This window comes from Mycobacteriales bacterium, from assembly GCA_040902655.1.
GTDB lineage: Bacteria > Actinomycetota > Actinomycetes > Mycobacteriales > SCTD01 > SCTD01.
In genome coordinates this window covers 5,323-21,931 of record JBBDWV010000014.1, presented here as the reverse complement: position 1 = coordinate 21,931, position 16,609 = coordinate 5,323, and the positions used below count along the sequence as shown (strand labels likewise).

At 74.3% G+C, this 16,609-nt stretch carries 17 protein-coding genes; 16 read left to right on the top strand and 1 reads right to left on the bottom strand.

All coding sequences use genetic code 11. From position 1 onward, the window contains the following. The 4 genes from WD794_03125 to WD794_03110 form a co-directional block, all read left to right on the top strand. On the top strand, positions 1–337 hold a 337-nt coding region (locus tag WD794_03125), incomplete at its 5' end, for a hypothetical protein (GenBank protein MEX2289301.1). 266 nt (positions 338–603) lie between these two features. Beyond that, a complete protein-coding gene (locus tag WD794_03120) occupies positions 604–876 on the top strand; it encodes a WhiB family transcriptional regulator (protein ID MEX2289300.1) in 273 nt (90 codons plus the stop codon). Between the two features lie 104 nt (positions 877–980). Beyond that, complete coding sequence (locus tag WD794_03115; protein ID MEX2289299.1) at positions 981–3,641, top strand: glycosyltransferase; 2,661 nt, start codon at positions 981–983, stop codon at positions 3,639–3,641. Then, positions 3,638–5,047, top strand: coding sequence for a DUF5719 family protein (locus WD794_03110; protein MEX2289298.1), 1,410 nt, complete (start codon positions 3,638–3,640; stop codon positions 5,045–5,047). The genes WD794_03115 and WD794_03110 overlap by 4 nt, the downstream gene beginning before the upstream one ends. Positions 5,048–5,049: 2 nt before the next feature. Here the strand turns inward: WD794_03110 and WD794_03105 are convergent, their stop codons facing one another. After that, positions 5,050–5,553, bottom strand: coding sequence for a metallopeptidase family protein (locus WD794_03105; protein ID MEX2289297.1), 504 nt, complete (start codon positions 5,551–5,553; stop codon positions 5,050–5,052). Positions 5,554–5,657: 104 nt separating this feature from the next. On the opposite strand from WD794_03105, the gene WD794_03100 reads away from it, so the two are divergent. The 12 genes from WD794_03100 to WD794_03045 all read left to right on the top strand — a co-directional run bounded on the left by WD794_03100 (position 5,658) and on the right by WD794_03045 (position 16,519). Continuing rightward, a complete protein-coding gene (locus WD794_03100) occupies positions 5,658–6,017 on the top strand; it encodes a DUF3499 domain-containing protein (protein MEX2289296.1) in 360 nt (119 codons plus the stop codon). Positions 6,018–6,112: 95 nt separating this feature from the next. Next, positions 6,113–6,322 carry a hypothetical protein gene (locus WD794_03095; GenBank protein ID MEX2289295.1) on the top strand — a complete coding sequence of 70 codons (210 nt, stop codon included), beginning with the start codon at positions 6,113–6,115 and terminating at the stop codon, positions 6,320–6,322. Between the two features lie 39 nt (positions 6,323–6,361). Then, positions 6,362–7,720: a phosphomannomutase/phosphoglucomutase gene (locus WD794_03090; protein ID MEX2289294.1), complete on the top strand. Its 1,359-nt coding sequence runs from the start codon at positions 6,362–6,364 to the stop codon at positions 7,718–7,720. Between the two features lie 10 nt (positions 7,721–7,730). Further along, positions 7,731–7,901, top strand: coding sequence for a Trm112 family protein (locus tag WD794_03085; GenBank protein MEX2289293.1), 171 nt, complete (start codon positions 7,731–7,733; stop codon positions 7,899–7,901). Then, positions 7,898–9,040: a bifunctional phosphoglucose/phosphomannose isomerase gene (locus tag WD794_03080; protein ID MEX2289292.1), complete on the top strand. Its 1,143-nt coding sequence runs from the start codon at positions 7,898–7,900 to the stop codon at positions 9,038–9,040. Before WD794_03085 ends, WD794_03080 begins: the two co-directional genes overlap by 4 nt. A gap of 13 nt (positions 9,041–9,053) precedes the next feature. Continuing rightward, the gene (locus tag WD794_03075; GenBank protein MEX2289291.1) at positions 9,054–9,998 is read left to right on the top strand and encodes a cation diffusion facilitator family transporter; all 945 of its coding nucleotides are present in this window, start codon (positions 9,054–9,056) and stop codon (positions 9,996–9,998) included. Positions 9,999–10,085: 87 nt separating this feature from the next. Continuing rightward, on the top strand, positions 10,086–10,253 hold the full coding sequence (locus WD794_03070) for a hypothetical protein (GenBank protein MEX2289290.1): 168 nt from the start codon (positions 10,086–10,088) through the stop codon (positions 10,251–10,253). 78 nt (positions 10,254–10,331) lie between these two features. Next, positions 10,332–11,588, top strand: a complete 1,257-nt coding sequence (locus WD794_03065) for an adenosylhomocysteinase (protein ID MEX2289289.1) — start codon at positions 10,332–10,334, stop codon at positions 11,586–11,588. 85 nt (positions 11,589–11,673) lie between these two features. Then, entirely contained in the window at positions 11,674–12,078 is a 405-nt protein-coding gene (locus WD794_03060; GenBank protein ID MEX2289288.1) for a MerR family transcriptional regulator, read from the top strand. After that, entirely contained in the window at positions 12,075–13,541 is a 1,467-nt protein-coding gene (gene ahcY, locus WD794_03055; protein ID MEX2289287.1) for an adenosylhomocysteinase, read from the top strand. Before WD794_03060 ends, ahcY begins: the two co-directional genes overlap by 4 nt. Before the next feature lie 526 nt (positions 13,542–14,067). Further along, positions 14,068–14,868, top strand: coding sequence for an alpha/beta fold hydrolase (locus tag WD794_03050; GenBank protein MEX2289286.1), 801 nt, complete (start codon positions 14,068–14,070; stop codon positions 14,866–14,868). Positions 14,869–14,911: 43 nt separating this feature from the next. Beyond that, entirely contained in the window at positions 14,912–16,519 is a 1,608-nt protein-coding gene (locus WD794_03045) for a long-chain fatty acid--CoA ligase (GenBank protein ID MEX2289285.1), read from the top strand. Positions 16,520–16,609 lie beyond the last annotated feature (90 nt).

The following is a 16,609-nucleotide window of genomic DNA, read 5'->3' as shown; positions in this document are numbered from 1 at the left end:
CGAGCCGACCACCGTCGAGCCGACCACCGTCGAGCCGACCACCGTCGAGCCGACCCGGGCCGAGCCGGTTCCGCCCAGGTCGATCTATCGCCCCCCCGCGAAGGCGGCTCCCGCCGCCCCGCCCCCGGCTGCCCCGTCCCCGGCTGCCCCGCCCCCGGCTGCCCCGCCCCCGGCTGCCCCGCCCCCGGCTGCCCCGCCCCGCCCGCCCGCCCCGCCCCCTGCTCCGCTCGAGACCAGCTGGGCGAGCCGACCTGCGCCACCGCCGGCAGAGGACGAGGACGAGGACGAGGACGAGGACACCGGCATCCACCGGTTGTTCCGCCGCCCCCGGCCCTGAGCGCCGCCGCTCGGCGATCCCCTGCGCCGCGGTCACCGGCGCTGCCTGATCACCTTGCGAAACGGCATCATCACACTGCGCTGACCGCTGGCACAGCCGCAGGATCACGGCATTAGCACCCCTCGGCTTGACGGGAGCGCACGACACGCGTGTAATTCCCTTCGTGTCGTTCCCCCCGACAGCAGGCCTGCAGGTCGTCTGCCTGGTGACACCCATCGCGGTCCGGCAGTCGCCGGGCCGGCCGAGATCTGGTCCGAGGAGACGAGATGAGCGAGCCGATCCACCTGGCCGCCCTGGGTGCGGGTGTCGACGAGCCGGGGCTGCTGGGCTGGCAGGAGCAGGCGCTCTGCGCCCAGACCGACCCGGAGGCGTTCTTCCCGGAGAAGGGCGGCTCGACCCGGGAGGCCAAGCGCATCTGTGTCGGCTGCGAGGTCAAGGGCGACTGCCTGGAGTACGCCTTGGAGCAGGACGAGCGCTTCGGTATCTGGGGTGGATTGTCCGAGCGTGAGCGCCGGCGCCTCAAGCGCGTCGCCGGCTGAGCACCCTGACGCTCAGCACGACGTCCGACCGCCGGCCCGGGAGGTCGGACGTTGCCCGCATCCCGGTCCCGACTCCGACCCCGCGAGTCGTTCCCGTCACCGCGGTGATCGTCGCCCACGACGGCAGCCGGTGGCTGCCCGAGGCGCTCGCCGCCCTCGCCGCCCAGACCGTCCGCCCGGCGCGCGTCATCGCCGTCGACACCGGCAGCAGTGACGGCAGCGCCAACCTGCTTCGCCGTGCCACCGGCCATGTGCTCGAGCTGTCGCCGACGACGGGTTACGGCTCGGCGGTCGCCGCTGCCCTGGCCGCGCTGCCTGCCGACACCGGCTGGGTCTGGCTGCTGCACGACGACTGCGCTCCGGACGCCTCGGCTCTGGAGGCCCTGCTGACACAGGCCCGTCGGCAGCCGGACGCGGCTGTGCTCGGCCCGAAGGTGGTCGACTGGGATGATCCGCGGGTGCTCGTCGAGGCCGGCGTGACCACCGATGGCACCGGCTACCGCGACACCGGAGTCGAGCCGGGCGAGCTCGACCAGGGTCAGTTGCACGCGCCGCGCGGGGTGCTGGCCGTCGGTACCGCCGGTGCACTCGTCCGCCGGGACGTCTGGGACCAGCTCGGGGGCCTGGATCCTGCCCTGCCGCTGTTCCGGAACGAGGTGGACCTCGGCTGGCGGGCCAACGCCGCCGGTCACGCCGTCGTGGTCGTGCCGGCGGCGCGCATGCGCCACGTCCGCGCCGTCACGACCGGCCGTCGACGGCCCCACGCGGTCCGCGGCCGGCTGCTGGCCGTGGACCGGCGGGCCGCCCTGCACGTCCAGCTCGCCCACGCCGCCGGCTGGCGGGTCGCCGCCGCGCTGCCATGGCTCGTCCTGGTCGGCCTGTTGCGCGCCCTTTCCCTGCTGCTGTCCCGGCAGCCAGGAGCGGCGTCAGACGAGTTGACCGCCCTGGCAGGAGTCCTCGGCCGGCCGGCCCGACTGCTCGGCGCCCGCCGCGCCCGCGCCGCCACCCGCGAGCTCGCACCGGGTGCGCTGCGCCCGCTGATGGCCTCGCCGGCGGCGCGGACACGGCTGCGGGTCGGCGCGTTGCTCGACCGCGGCGGCCCCCGCGGCGTCCCTACGCTCGACGAGCCCCGCCCGGCACCGCGGCTGCCCGTACGCCCCGGTCTGGTCCTCACCCTGACACTGGCGGTGCTGGCCCTGCTGGCGGGCCGCGACCTGCTCGGCGGCGGCGTCCTGGCAGGTGGGCGCCTGCTGCCGGTGCCGGCCACCGCCGGGCAGCTGTGGTCCGGCTACGCCACGTCCGGTGAGCCCGCGCTGGCCGTTCTCGCCGCCCTGGCGACCGCGCTGCTCGGCAAGGCAGCCCTGCTCACCGACCTGTTGCTGCTCGGTGCCGTGCCGCTGGCAGGGGCGGTGGCCTACGGCGTGGCCGGGCGGGTCGTCGGGAGCCGCGGGCTGCGGACGTGGGCGGCGGCGTCGTGGGCGCTCCTGCCGGTCGCGACCGGAGCCGTCGCCGGCGGACGGCTCGATACCGTCGCTGTCCACATTGCGCTCCCGGCTCTGTTGCTGCTGGGCCACCGCGTCGCGACCGAGGACCCGCGCCGGGCAGGCTGGTCGCACGCGTGGGCACTCGGCCTGGCGCTGGCCGTCGTGGCTGCGCTCGCGCCGCTGCTCTGGCCGCTCGGCGCGCTGCTGCTGGTCGGCGCCGGCGTGCAGCGCATCCTCGCCTGCGCGGCGGAACGGCGCCCGGCCGCCCGTCGGCGGGCGCTGGCCTGTGCACTGGCCGCCGCGGTGCCGGCCATCGTCCTGCCGGCATGGTCCTCCGGCTTCCCGCTCCTGCACGGTCCGGGCCGGCTCGGGCCGGGTCTGGCCGACGGTGCGCTGCCTGCCTGGCAGCTGCTGCTCCTGCAGCCGGGCGGCCCGGGCACCCCGGTCGTCCTCGCGACAGCCGGGTTGCTGCTCGCGGCGCTCGGCGGGCTGCTGCGGAGCCGGCGGGCGGGTACCGCTGCGGCCGGGTGGGGCCTCGCGCTGACCGGCCTGGCCGCCGCGCTGCTGCTCACCCGCACCTCCGCGGCCGGGTCGCCGGTGTGGCCGGGGCTGCCGCTCGATCTGGCTGCTGCCGGGATGCTGCTGGCTGCTCTGGTGGGCGCAGAAGGCCTGCAGGAGCGGCTGTCGCGCTCGTCCTTCGGGTGGCGCCAGCTCACTTCGGTCCTCGTGGTCGTCCTCGCCGGCGCCGTTCCCGTCGTGTGTGCGGTCGAGTGGCTCCGCAGCGGAGCCGACTCCCCGCTGCAGCGCGTCGACCCCTTCGTCCTGCCGGCCTTCGTCCGCGCCGAGCTGGCGGCCGAGCCGGGGCTGCGCGCCCTGCTGCTGACGGAGCGGCCGGACGGCACGGTCGGCTACGCGCTGACCGGGGCCGCCGGACCCCAGTGGGGCGACCGGCCCGCAGCCCTCGACCCGCCGGTCGCCGAGCTGCTGACGCCGCGCGGCACCGATGCGGCGGGGACCGTCGCCGCCGCCGGCGTCCGGTTCGTCGCGCTCACGGGCGCTGACGGTCCCGCGGCCGCGGCGCTCGACGCGCAGCCGGGTCTGGACCGGCAACCGGTCTTCGGCCCCGCCCTGTGGCGGGTCCTGCCCGCGGCCAGTCCGGTGGCGGAGCCGCCGGGGGTCGCCCCGGCCCTGCTGGCGCTGCAGGCCCTGGCCGTGGTGCTGGTCGCTGTGCAGGCCGGCCCGCGGCCGCCGGGTCGACGCGGCCTCGAGGTGCAGCGGTGAGCACTCCCGGCCGGCTCGGCCTCGTGCTGGCCCTGCTGACGGCCGTCGCCGCCGGCCAGGCGCCCGGACCGGTGGCCGACGCGGTTCCTGCCGCGGCGCGTGCGGCGGTCGTCGGCGCGACCGTCGTCTGTCCCGACGTACGTCAGGTGGGCGAGCGTGGCGCCACCGCCGGCAGGGCCGGGAGCGGCACCGCCGCGGGCCGGCTGGGGGAGCCGGCCGCCGCGCTGGCGCCGGCCCCCGTCGTGCGGGACCTGGCCGGGAACGAACCGGCCGGTGCCGTGGTCGTCACCGCGCAGGGGCCGGCCGCCGGCGCTCTGCTGGCGGAGCAGTCGACCCGGGCGACGGCGGGAAACCGCCTGGGCGTCGCCGCGCTGAGCTGCCCCGCCCCCGGCGCCAGCCACTGGTTCGTCGGCGGATCCACCCGGGTGGGACACAGCGCCGAGCTGCTGCTCGTCAACGTCGAGGACGCCCCGGCCGTCGTCGACGTCGGCGTCTGGACATCCGACGGCCCGGCCGACCCCCGGCCGGGGCGCGGGATCCGGGTGCCCGCCCGCGGACGGGCCTCCGTACCGCTGGAGCGACTGGCACCCGACCGTGACCTGCTCGCCGTCCACGTGCGCAGCGCGCGCGGACGGGTGGCGGCCGCGCTGCGGGTGGTGCGGGTGGACGGCCGGATCCCGCTCGGCACGGACTGGGTGCCGGCCACCCAGCCGGCCGGGGACGTGGTGGTCCCCGGCCTGCCGCGCGGGCCCGGCCGGCGCACCGCCCTGATCACCAACCCGGGCGGTGACGACGCCGTCGTCCGGGTCGAGCTGACCACCGACGACGGCCGGCTCGTCCCCGACGGGATGGCGGCCGTCGCGGTGCCGGCCGGCACCAGCGTGCAGCTCGACCTGTCCGAGGCGCTGGCCGCGACGCCCGCGGCGATGCGGGTCGTCTCCGATGGTCCCGCCGTGCTCGCCGGCGCGGCGATCGTCGACCGGCAGGACGGGCCGGTGCGCGAGATCGCCTACAGCGCCGGTACGCCCGCGCTGACCCGACCAGCGCTGCTGGCCGACGTGCGGCTGTCCCCGCCGACCGAGGTGACGTTGTTGCTGTCGGCGCTGTCCGGGGATGCGGCCGTCGACGTCGTCCCGGTCGCGGCGCCGGGCGGCCTGCCGGAGCCCCGTCGCGTCGAGGTGCCCTCCGGGACCACGGTCGCGGTGCGGCTGTCCCGGTTCCTGCCGCCGCGGTCGACCGGATCCCTCGCCGTCGAGGTGCGCCCCGTGTCCGGCCCGGTCCACGCCGCCCGCTACGCCCGCGAGCGCGGCGTCCGTGGCCCGCTCACGACGCTGCTGCCGCTCGGTCCGCCGCGGACCACCGTGAGCCGGCCCGCCGTGGTCGCGGACCCCGGCGCCGGTCGCTGACCCTACTGCGGGTCGACCTCGTCCGGGTCCAGGTGGAGCAGCCGGGCGACCTGGTCCACGACGACGTCGTGCACCAGGTCCGCGAGGTCACCGGGATCGCTGGCCCGGGCCTCCAGGGGGCGCCGGTAGACGACCACCCGCGGCGCCGTAGGGCGTCCACGCGCGTCCACACCCGGTGGCAGCAGCCGCCCGAGGGGAACGGCGCCGCCGGCCGTCTCGTCGGCGACCACGTCGTCCGGCAGCTCGCCGTCCAGTGGGACCGCCGGCACGTCCTCCACCGCGAACTCCACCCCCTCGAGTTCGCTGGCCCAGCGCTGCTCGAGGTCCTCGACAGCGTCCAGGACCAGGTCGTCGAAGCGCTCCCCGCGGGTCTGGGACACCGGGACCCGCAGCTCGCGGCCGCCCACGTCGATCGTCATCGGCACCAGCGGGCCGCGCAGGCCGCGGCCGTGCCGGTCCCGCCGCCGGCGGCGCCGCCCGGGCGCGCCATCGGGGGTAGGAGCCACCCGCCGAGGGTAGGCGAGCGAGGGCCGGCCGGGGCGGCCCTGCCGGTGCCCGGCTGCGGCGCGTCGCTCGGCAGGCCGCGGCGCGTCCGCTACCGTCCACGCCCGTGAGCTCTGTTCGGCGCTGCTCCCGCACCGCGTGCGCCCTTCCCGCAGTCGCGACGCTCACCTATGCCTACGCCGACCGGGCCGCCGTGGTCGGTCCGCTGGCCGTGCAGGCCGAGCCGCACTGCTACGACCTGTGCGAGCTGCACGCCACCCGGCTGACCGCCCCCCGCGGCTGGGAGGTCGTGCGGCACCAGCCCGAGCACCCCGACGTCGTGCGGAGCCGCAGCAGTGACGACCTGGAGGCGCTGGCCAACGCCGTCCGTGAGGCGGCCCGCCCGTCCGCCGGCCCCGGGCCCGGCGGACCGGACGGCGGCACCGGCCGCCGCGGTCACCTGCGGGCTCTGCCGACTCCTGGATGAGCGCCGGATTCGTCCCGGACACGCCGGATTCTCAAGCCACCCGACAAGGCGCCGAAGGTAGGACGAACGCCTTCCCCAGGTCACAGGAGATCCCGATGTCGCTCGCCACCACCCCCACTGCTTTGCTCGCCGTCTGCGGCGCCTGCAAGAGCAACCGGGTCACCGGGATCACGATGACGCTCACGGACGGCTCGTCGGTCGATTTCACCTCCTGCCACGCGTGTGAGGCCAAGTCCTGGAAGCAGGGCGACCGCGAACTCGACATCGCGACGGTGCTCGGCAAGGCGCAGAAGCACAGGGCCTGATCCACAGGGCCTGATCCACAGGGCCTAATCTCTGGCCCCATGACCCGTGACCTGTCCGCCATCGTCAAGGCCTACGACGTACGCGGGCTGTGTCCCGGCGAGCTCGATCCCGCCGTCGCCCGTGCCCTCGGCGCGGCCTTCGCCCGGTTCGCCGGCAGCCCACGCATCGTCACCGCGCGGGACATGCGGGAGAGCGGCGTCGCGTTGAGCGCGGCCTTCGCCGAGGGGGCCACCAGCCAGGGCGTCGACGTCGTCGACGCCGGCCTCGGCTCGACCGACCTGCTCTACTACGCGGCCGGCACGCTCGACGTCCCCGGCGCGATGTTCACCGCGAGCCACAATCCGGCCCGCTACAACGGCATCAAGCTCTGCCTCGCGGGTGCCCGGCCGGTCGGCCAGGACTCCGGCCTGGCGCAGCTGCGCGCCGACGCCGAGCGCTACCTCGACGAGGGGCTGCCCAGCTTCGACGGGCGGCCGGGCACGGTCACGTCGCAGGACCTGCTCGCCGGCTACGCGTCGTACATGAAGCAGCTCGTGCCCGGGATCGAGTCGATCCGCCCGCTGAAGGTGGTCGTGGACGCCGGCAACGGCATGGGTGGCCACACCGTCCCGGCCGTCTTCGCCGGCTTGCCGCTGCAGAGCACCGAGCTGTACTTCGAGCTCGACGGCAGCTTCCCGAACCACGAGGCCAACCCGATCGACCCGGCCAACACCGCCGACCTGCAGGCCGCGGTGGTCGCCGGCGGTGCCGATCTCGGGCTGGCCTTCGACGGCGACGCCGACCGCTGCTTCGTCGTCGACGAGCGGGGCGAGATCGTCAGCCCGTCCGTGCTCACCGCCCTGATTGCCGACCGCGAGCTGGCCAAGCACCCCGGCGCGACGGTGATCCACAACCTGATCACGAGCCGGGCGGTGCCGGAGGTGGTCAGCGAGAACGGTGGCACCCCCGTCCGCACCAGGGTGGGCCACTCGTTCATCAAGGCCGAGATGGCCCGTACCGGCGCCGTCTTCGGCGGGGAGCACTCCGGTCACTTCTACTTCGCCGAGTTCTGGAACGCCGACTCCGGCATGCTCGCCGCGTTGCACACCCTCGCCGCGCTCGGCGGCCAGGACGGCACGCTGTCGCAGCTGCTCGCGTCCTACAGCCGCTACGCCGCCAGCGGCGAGATCAACTCCACCGTCGAGGACCAGGCCGCGCGGCTGGCTGCGATCCGGGAGACCTACTCCGGGCTCGAGCTGGACGAGCTCGACGGCCTGACGGTGAGCTCCTCGGAGGGCTGGTGGTTCAACGTCCGGGCCAGCAACACCGAGCCGCTGCTGCGCCTGAACGTCGAGGCGCCCGACGCCGCCACCATGCAGCGGGTGCGCGACGAGGTGCTCGGCCTCATCCGTCGCTAGAGTGCCGCTCATGAAGCTGGACGCCGCCCTGCTCGACATCCTGGCCTGCCCGGTCGACCACAGCCCGCTGCGCGCCGACGAGGCCGCCGAGGAGCTGGTGTGCACCGGGTGCGGGCTCGCCTACCCGGTGCGCGACGACATCCCGGTGCTGCTCGTCGACGAGGCGCGCAAGCCGGCGTGACGCCCTCCGAGACCCTGCTCGACGACGCGGCCGCGCTCGAGGCAGGCGACCCGGGCGGCATGCTGCCCGCGATCTCCTCCGCGGCCGCTCAGGTCCGCGAGGCCGCGCTGCTGGCGGCCGAGGCCGGCATCGCCTCCCTGGCCGAGGACGGGCGGCCGCGCGCGGTCGTCGTCTGCGGCATGGGCGGCTCCGGCATCGCGGGCGACGTGCTGGCCGCCGTCGCCGGACCCACCTGTCCCGTGCCGGTCCTCACCCACCGCGGCTACGGCCTGCCCGGCTGGGTCGGGCCGGTCGACCTCGTCGTCGCCGTCTCGTGCTCTGGGTCCACCGAGGAGACGCTCTCCGCGCTCGAGGAGGCCGTACGCCGAGGCTGCCGGCTGCTCGTCGTCGGCCGCGCCGGTTCGCCGGTGGACGACCTCGGCCAGCGCGGCCGCGCCGTGTTCGTGCCCGTCAGCCAGGGCCGTCAGCCCCGGGCAACCATGTGGGCGCTGTCCACGCCGCTGGTCCTGGCTGCGCACGAACTCGGTCTGCTGCAGGCGCCGCCCGAGGCGGTCGAGGAGGCCGCGCGCGTGCTCGAGGAGGTCGCCGACCGCTGCCGCGTCGACGCCGACTCCCTCGTCAACCCGGCCAAGCGGCTGGCCCTCGACCTGCAGTCGCGGCTGCCCGTGTTGTGGGGCACCAGCCCGCTCGCCGGCGCCGCCGCCTACCGCTTCGCCTGCCAGCTCAACGAGAACGCCAAGACCCCCGCCGCCTGGGGGCTGCTCCCGGAGGCGAACCACAACCAGGTCGTCGCCTTCGACGGCCCGTTCTCCGGCCGGGCGGCTGCTCCGCCGGACGACGACTTCTTCCGTGACCGCGGTGACGACGAGGAGCAGGAGGGGCAGCTGTCCCTGGTGCTGCTGCGCGAGGCCGACGAGCACCCCCAGGTCGCCCGCCGCGCCGACGTCAGCGCCGAGCTCGCCCGTGAGCGCGACGTCCCCGTGCTGCAGCTGCAGGCCGAGGGCGGCTCCGCCCTCGCCCGGCTCGCGTCGCTGGTCGGCCGCACCGACTACGCCTCGGCATACCTTGCCCTGTTGCAGGGGATCGACCCGACGCCGGTCGACGCCATCACCGTCCTGAAGTCGCGCATCGCGCAGTGAGCGAGGAGCAGCCGTGAGTGCTGGGGGAGACGGCCACGGCACCAAGGCGGTGATTGCGGCGCTGGTCGCGAACGCCGCGATCGCCGTCGCCAAGTTCGTCGGCTTCCTGATCACGGGCTCGAGCGCGATGCTCGCCGAGTCGGTGCACTCGGTCGCCGACTCCGGCAACCAGGGTCTGCTGCTGCTCGGCGGCAGGAAGGCCAAGAAGGCCGCGGACGAGGAGCACCCTTTCGGCTACGGCCGGGAGCGCTACTTCTGGGCGTTCGTGGTCGCCCTCGTGCTGTTCGTGCTCGGCGGCCTGTTCTCCCTCTACGAGGGCTCTCACAAGCTGGAGGAGGCCGCGCACGGCGAGACGCTGAACCGGCCGGAGGTCGCGATCGGGATCCTGCTGTTCGCGATCGTCGCCGAGATCTTCTCCTTCCGCACCGCCATCCGCGAGTCCCGGCCGCTCAAGGGGGACCAGACCTGGTGGGGCTTCGTCCGTACCGCCAAGGCGCCCGAGCTGCCCGTGGTGCTGCTCGAGGACCTCGGCGCGCTGGTCGGCCTGATCCTCGCGCTGGTCGGCGTGGCGATCTCCGCGCTCACGGGTGACCTGCTGTGGGACGCGCTCGGCACCCTGGCCATCGGTGTGCTGCTGCTGGTCATCGCGGTCATTCTCGTGCTCGAGATGCGCGGCCTGCTGCTCGGCGAGAGCGGCAGCAAGGCCGACGTCGCGCGGATCCGCACCGCCCTCGTCGACGGCGAGCAGGTGATCCGGGTGATCCACCTCAGGACGCTGCACCTCGGGCCGGACGAGCTGCTCGTGGCCGCCAAGCTCGCCCTGGCGCCGGGGATGTCCGTGGAGCGCGTCGCGGCCGCGATCGACCAGGCCGAGGCGCGGGTGCGCGCGGAGGTCCCGATGGCCCGGGCGATGTATCTGGAGCCCGACCTCTACCGGCCGGAGCGGGCGCCGGTCTGACGCCCCCGACGACGCGGCGGCGGGAGGCCTTCCCAACCGCTGCTGCGAGGCGCACCATGGAGCTGTTCCCTTCGGAGGGAGGGCCCCATGTCCACGCTGCACTGCCCGCTCTGCGGCCTGCGGTTCCACTACGCCAGTGAGCTCGACGAGCACGCCCGCGAGCACTGTGTGCCGCGCGAGATGCATCTCCCGCAGCCCCGCGCGAAGCGCGACAAGGGGGCACCGGCGGCACAGGCCCGGGAGCGCCGGAGCTGACGTCGCCGGCTGCGGGCCGGCTGACCCGCCGGCTGCGGGCCGGCGCATCCCCGCAGCCGCGTGGGGCAGCATGGCCCGGTGCCCGCACTGCCTGCCCACGACGTCGCCGACCTGGGCCTGGCCGGCGCGGGCAGGCGCCGGGTCGACTTCGCCGAGCGCGCGATGCCGGTGCTGCACCGGCTGCGCGAGCGGTTCGCGCGCGAGTCCCCGCTGCGCGGTCTCCGGATCGCCGCCTGCGCGCACCTCACCCCGGAGACGGCCGCGCTCGCCCGCACCCTGACCGTCGGTGGCGCCGAGCTGCACCTGGCCGCGTCCAACCCGCTGTCCACGCAGGACGACGTCGCCGCCGCCCTGGTCGTCGACGGGATCGGCGTGCACGCACGCCACGGCGTCGACCGCCAGGGCTACCGCGCACACCTGCTGGCAGCCCTGGAGTGCCGTCCGCAGCTGCTGCTCGACGACGGCTGCGACCTGGTCGACGTGCTGCACGGTGAGCGCACCGACCTGCTCGACGGCGTGCGCGCGGGTGGGGAGCAGACCGGCACGGGCGTCCTGCGGCTGCGGCAGATGGCCGCCGACGGCGCGCTGCGGCTGGCGATGGCGGCGGTGAACGACACGCCGATGCAGCTGCTCGTCGCGAACCGGCACGGCACCGGCCAGTCGACCCTCGACGCCGTCATGCGCGCGACCGGCACGCTGCTGGCCGGCACCGTCGTCGTGGTGGCCGGCTACGGCTGGTGCGGCAGGGGGATCGCCGCCCGCGCCCGGGGACTGGGTGCCCAGGTCCTCGTCACCGAGGTCGAGCCGCGGCGGGCACTCGAGGCGGTGCTCGACGGCCACCGGGTGCTGCCGATGGCCGAGGCCGCGCCGCTCGGGGACGTCTTCGTCACGACGACCGGCAACCGCGACGTGCTCGCCGGCGGGCACTTCGCGCTCATGCGGGACGGAGCGGTGCTCGCCAACGCCGGGCACTTCGACGTCGAGATCGACGTGGAGGGACTCGCCGCACAGGCGGTCGCGGTGCACCGCCGGGTCCGCCCGCACGTCGACGCGTACGAATTCCCGGACGGCCGCCGGCTGCTCCTGCTGGCCGAGGGCCGGCTGGCGAACCTGGCCGCCGCGGACGGCCACCCGGCCTCGGTCATGGACATCTCCTTCGCGGTGCAGGCGCTGACGGTCGAGTGGCTCGCGCAGGCCGACCTCGAGCCGGGGGTGCACCCGGTGCCGGCGGCCATCGACGACGAGGTCGCCCGCACCAAGCTGGCGGCGCTCGGCATCGCCCTCGACGACCTCAGCCCGGCACAGGAGCGTTACCTGTCCACCTGGCGCGCTTGAGCTCCACCTGGCCTGACACGATCGTGGCAAGGTCGGGGCGCTGGGGCTGATCACCCTTGACACACTGCTGCTAATGTTGGGCCGGATGACCGCGCTGACGATCCACCAGGCCGCGACCAGCACCGGCTGGTCGCCCCGGATGCTGCGCTACGTCGAGCAGCTCGGGCTCGTGGAGTCACCGCGTTCGGCGGCGGGCTACCGGCTGTACGGCCCGGCCCAGCTCCAGCGGCTGCGCACCCTGCGCGAGCTGCTCGAGACACACCGCGTCGAGCTCGGTGACGTCGGTTTCGCCCTGCGGCTGCGCCGCGAGCCCGAGCTCTCCGCCGCGCTCGACGAGTGGTTCGAGGCTGCGCCACCGCCACCGCCACCGCCACCGGCCGACCACCCCCCGTACGAGCTGCCCGACGGCGACTGGCTGGCCTTCGAGCAGGACAAGCACGCGCAGCTCCTTCCTCCCGACCGAACCCCCGACCGACAGGACATCGCATGACCACCACCGCTCCGACCCAGGACTTCAAGGTCGCCGACCTCTCGCTGGCCGACTACGGCCGCAAGGAGATCCGACTGGCCGAGCACGAGATGCCCGGCCTGATGTCGATGCGCAGGGAGTTCGGGCCGAGCAAGCCGCTGACCGGCGCCCGCATCACCGGCTCGCTGCACATGACCATCCAGACCGCTGTCCTCATCGAGACGCTGGTCGAGCTCGGCGCGCAGGTGCGCTGGGTGAGCTGCAACATCTTCTCCACCCAGGACCACGCGGCCGCGGCCGTCGCCGTCGGGCCGACCGGCACCGTCGACCAGCCTGCCGGTGTCCCCGTCTTCGCCTGGAAGGGCGAGACGCTGGAGGAGTACTGGTGGTGCACCGAGCAGGTCGTGCAGTGGCCGGACGGTCAGGGCCCGAACATGATCCTCGACGACGGCGGCGACGTGACGCTGCTCATCCACAAGGGCGTCGAGTTCGAGAAGGCCGGTGTCGTGCCGAGCACCGACGAGACGCACTCCGAGGAGTACGCCGTCGTCCTGGACACCCTGCGCCGCTCGCTCGCCCAGGACCCGCAGCGCTTCACCACCATCGCCGCCGGCATCAAGGGCGTCACCGAGGAGACCACGACCGGCGTCATGCGCCTGTACGAGTTCCACCGGGCCGGCACCCTGCTGTTCCCGGCGATCAACGTCAACGACAGCGTGACGAAGTCGAAGTTCGACAACCTCTACGGCTGCCGGCACTCCCTCGTCGACGGCATCTTCCGGGCCACCGACGTCATGCTGGCCGGCAAGACCGCGGTCGTCTGCGGCTACGGCGACGTCGGCAAGGGCTCGGCGGCCTCGCTGCGCAACCAGGGTGCCCGCGTGATCGTCACGGAGATCGACCCGATCTGCGCGCTGCAGGCCGCGATGGAGGGCTACCAGGTCCTCACCCTCGAGGACGTCCTCGAGACGGCCGACCTGTTCATCACCACCACCGGCAACAAGGACATCATCCTGGCCGACCAGATGGCCCGGATGAAGGACAAGGCGATCGTCGGGAACATCGGCCACTTCGACAACGAGATCGACGTGGCGGGTCTGACCAGGTTCCCGGGCGTCACCCGCAACAACATCAAGCCGCAGGTCGACGAGTGGATCTTCCCGGCCACCGCTGACCGGCCGGAGCACTCGATCATCCTGCTGAGCGAGGGGCGCCTGCTGAACCTCGGTAACGCGACCGGTCACCCGTCCTTCGTGATGAGCAACAGCTTCACCAACCAGACGATCGCCCAGATCGAGCTCTGGACCAAGAACGACGCGTACGAGACGCAGGTCTACGTGCTGCCCAAGCACCTGGACGAGAAGGTCGCGCGGCTGCACCTCGACGCGCTGGGCGTCAAGCTGACCAAGCTCCGCAAGGAGCAGGCGGAGTACATCGGGGTGGACGTCGAGGGCCCGTACAAGAGCGAGATGTACCGCTACTGAGGCTGATCGTCCCGGGCGCGTTGCGGCTCTCGCGAATCCACAGCACTCGGTTGCGGTGGATTCGCGAAAGTCCGCCGTGCTGCCGTGGCAGCAACCGTGCAGAGCCCGCCCGTGCCGGGACGGGCGGACGCGGCGTCCATCCCCGCCGCCGAGGTGCTGTAGTGATCAACGCCGGGCTTCCTCATTTTTGCCGGCTCACGAAGATGAGGAAGTCCGGCGTTGATCACCGGCCGGTGAGGGCGGCCTACCTGCCGGCGCTCCTGGTCGCATCCTGTGGGCTGGTGGAGCGGGCTGCCGGACACACCCGCGGCCGGCCGGCGACACCGGACAGTCACCGCGACGCCGACCACCAGTGCACCGACCCGCCACGACCGCACACGCCGGCCGACCCCACCCGCGCGAAATCCCCTCCCGACCGGCTCGGCGAGGTGCCGCGAGGTGAGCACGGCCTCGATGTCACGATGGTGCGTGCAGGAGGGCGCCGGGGCGCCCGCTCCGCATCACCCCGTACAGGAGGGATCGCAGCGTGCCGGTCATCGAACGTCCCGACGGAGCCCGGATCGCCTGGAGCAGTGCCGGCGACGACGGCGCGCCGCCGGTCCTGCTGATCATGGGGCTGGCCTATCCGGCCGCCATGTGGTGGCGGCAGGTCCCCGCGCTGGCCGAGCGTTACCGCGTGCTGCGCCTGGACAACCGGGGCGCCGGTCTGACCGGCGACGTCCCGGGGGCCCCGTACACCGTCGAGACGATGGCCGCCGACTGCCTCGCGGTGCTGGACGAGGCCGGGACCGACGTGGCGCAGGTCGTCGGTCTGTCGATGGGCGGCCTGATCGCGCAGGAGATCGCCCTGTCCGCACCCGAGCGGGTCCGCTCGCTGTGCCTGGTCGCGACACATGCCGGCGCCGCGCACGCCGTGTGGGACCCCGAGGCGCTGGCGATGCTCGGCAACCGCGGCCAGCTGACGGTGCAGGAGGCGGCCGAGATGTCGCTGCCCTTCAACTACGCCCCCGGCACCCCCCGCGAGCAGATCGAGCAGGACTGGGCGGTGCGCTTCCCGCTCGCCGCCTCCCCCGAGGGCTACCTCAACCAGCTGACGGGAAGCTCGCAGTGGAGTGGCCTGCCCCGGCTGTCGGGGGTCTCGGCCCCGACGCTGGTCCTGCACGGCGAGATCGACCGGCTGGTGCCGGCCGACAACGGCAGGATGCTCGCGCAGGCCATCCCGGGCGCCGAGCTCACCGTGCTGCCGGACGCCAACCACCTGCTGACGACCGACCAGCCGGAACAGGTGGAGAAGGTCCTGCTCGGCTGGCTGGACCGTCACCGGTGAGCAGCTGCCCGGCCACCCCCACCCTGTCGGAGGAGGTCCCGTCGTGCAGGGCCTGATGGGCACGCAGCCACTCACCGTCCGGACCATCTTCGACCGGATGCGCACCGTCTACGCCGCGGGTGAGGTCGTCGACGCGCTGCCCACCGGCTCGACCCGCACGACGTACGGTCAGCTGGCCGACCGGGTGCTCCGGCTCGTGACGGTGCTGCGCGAACTCGGCGTGCAGCCGGGGGACCGGGTCGCGACGTTCGCCAACAACAGCAGCCGCCACGTCGAGTTGTACTACGCGGTGCCGCTGGCCGGAGCGGTCCTGCACATGGTGAACATCCGGCTGCACGACGAGCAGCTCGAGCATGTCGTCGCCGACGCGGGCGACACGGTGCTGTTCGTCGACGACGACCTGGTCCCCCGGCTGGCGCCGCTGGTCGACCGGCTGCCGAGCGTGCGGACGTACGTCCGGCTCGGCGCGGGCGGGTCGGACGGCATCGGCGGCATCCTGGATGGCGAGCAGCTGCTGGCCCGCGCCGCGGCCACGCCGCTGGTGGACCTGCCGGAGCTGGCGGAGGACGACGCCTGCGGCATGTGCCACACCTCGGGCACCACGGGGATGCCGAAGGCCGTCGTCTACAGCCACCGCTCGACGTACCTGCACGCGATGGCCGCCTGCATGGTCGATGCCCTCGCGCTGTCCGAGGCCGAGCGGGTGCTGCCGGTGGTGCCGCTGTTCCACGCCTGCGGCTGGGGGCTGCCGTACGCCGCCCCGTTCACGGGAGCCGAGCTGGTGCTCGCGGGAGCCGACACGTCACCGGCCAACCTGGCCCGGATCATCGCGTCGGAGCGGGTCACCTGGACCGCTGGCGTGCCGACCATCTGGACCGGGCTGCTGCCGCTGGCGCAGTCCGGTGCGGCGGACCTGTCGTCGCTGCGCACCATCGGGATCGGCGGTGCGGCGACGCCGCTCGCGCTGCTCGAGGCCTACGACGCACTCGGCGTCGAGATCGTGCAGATCTGGGGGATGACGGAGACCTCACCGGTGGCCGCCGCCTCGCGTCCGCGCCGCCGGCACCGGGCGCTGCCCGCCCATGAGCTGCGCGAGGTCCGCGCGAAGACCGGCACGATCTTCGCCGGGCTCGAGGCACGGATCGTCGGCGAGAGCGGCGAGGAGCTGCCCTGGGACGGCGAGAGCGTCGGTGAGCTCGAGTGCCGCGGGCCGTGGGTCTGCACCGACTACCTCCGGCCGTCCCCTGCGGCGTTCCACGACGGCTGGCTGCGCACCGGCGACATGGCGGTGATGGAGAGCGACGGCTACTTCCGCATCGTCGACCGCAGCAAGGACCTGGTGAAGTCCGGTGGTGAATGGATCAGCTCGGTCGAGCTGGAGGGGGCGGTCCTGGCGCACCCGGCGGTGCGGGAAGCCGCCGTCGTCGGCATCCCTTCGCAGAAGTGGGACGAGCGGCCGGCGGTGGTCGTCGCGTTGTGCGAGGGCGCGGAGCTGACCCTGCAGGACCTGCATGCCTTCCTGGCCGGGCGGGTCGCCAAGTGGTGGCTGCCCGACGAGCTGGTCGTGGTCGACGAGGTGCCCAAGACCAGCGTCGGCAAGTACGACAAGAAGGTGATCCGGGCGCAGCTCGGTGACCGGGTGCTGCCCTGAGACGGGGGTCCTGACGCCGGCCAGGGCAGCCAACCTCAGGACGGGGCGACGAAGCCGCCCGGCCCGGTCGGCGGCGTCTCCGGTGCCGCC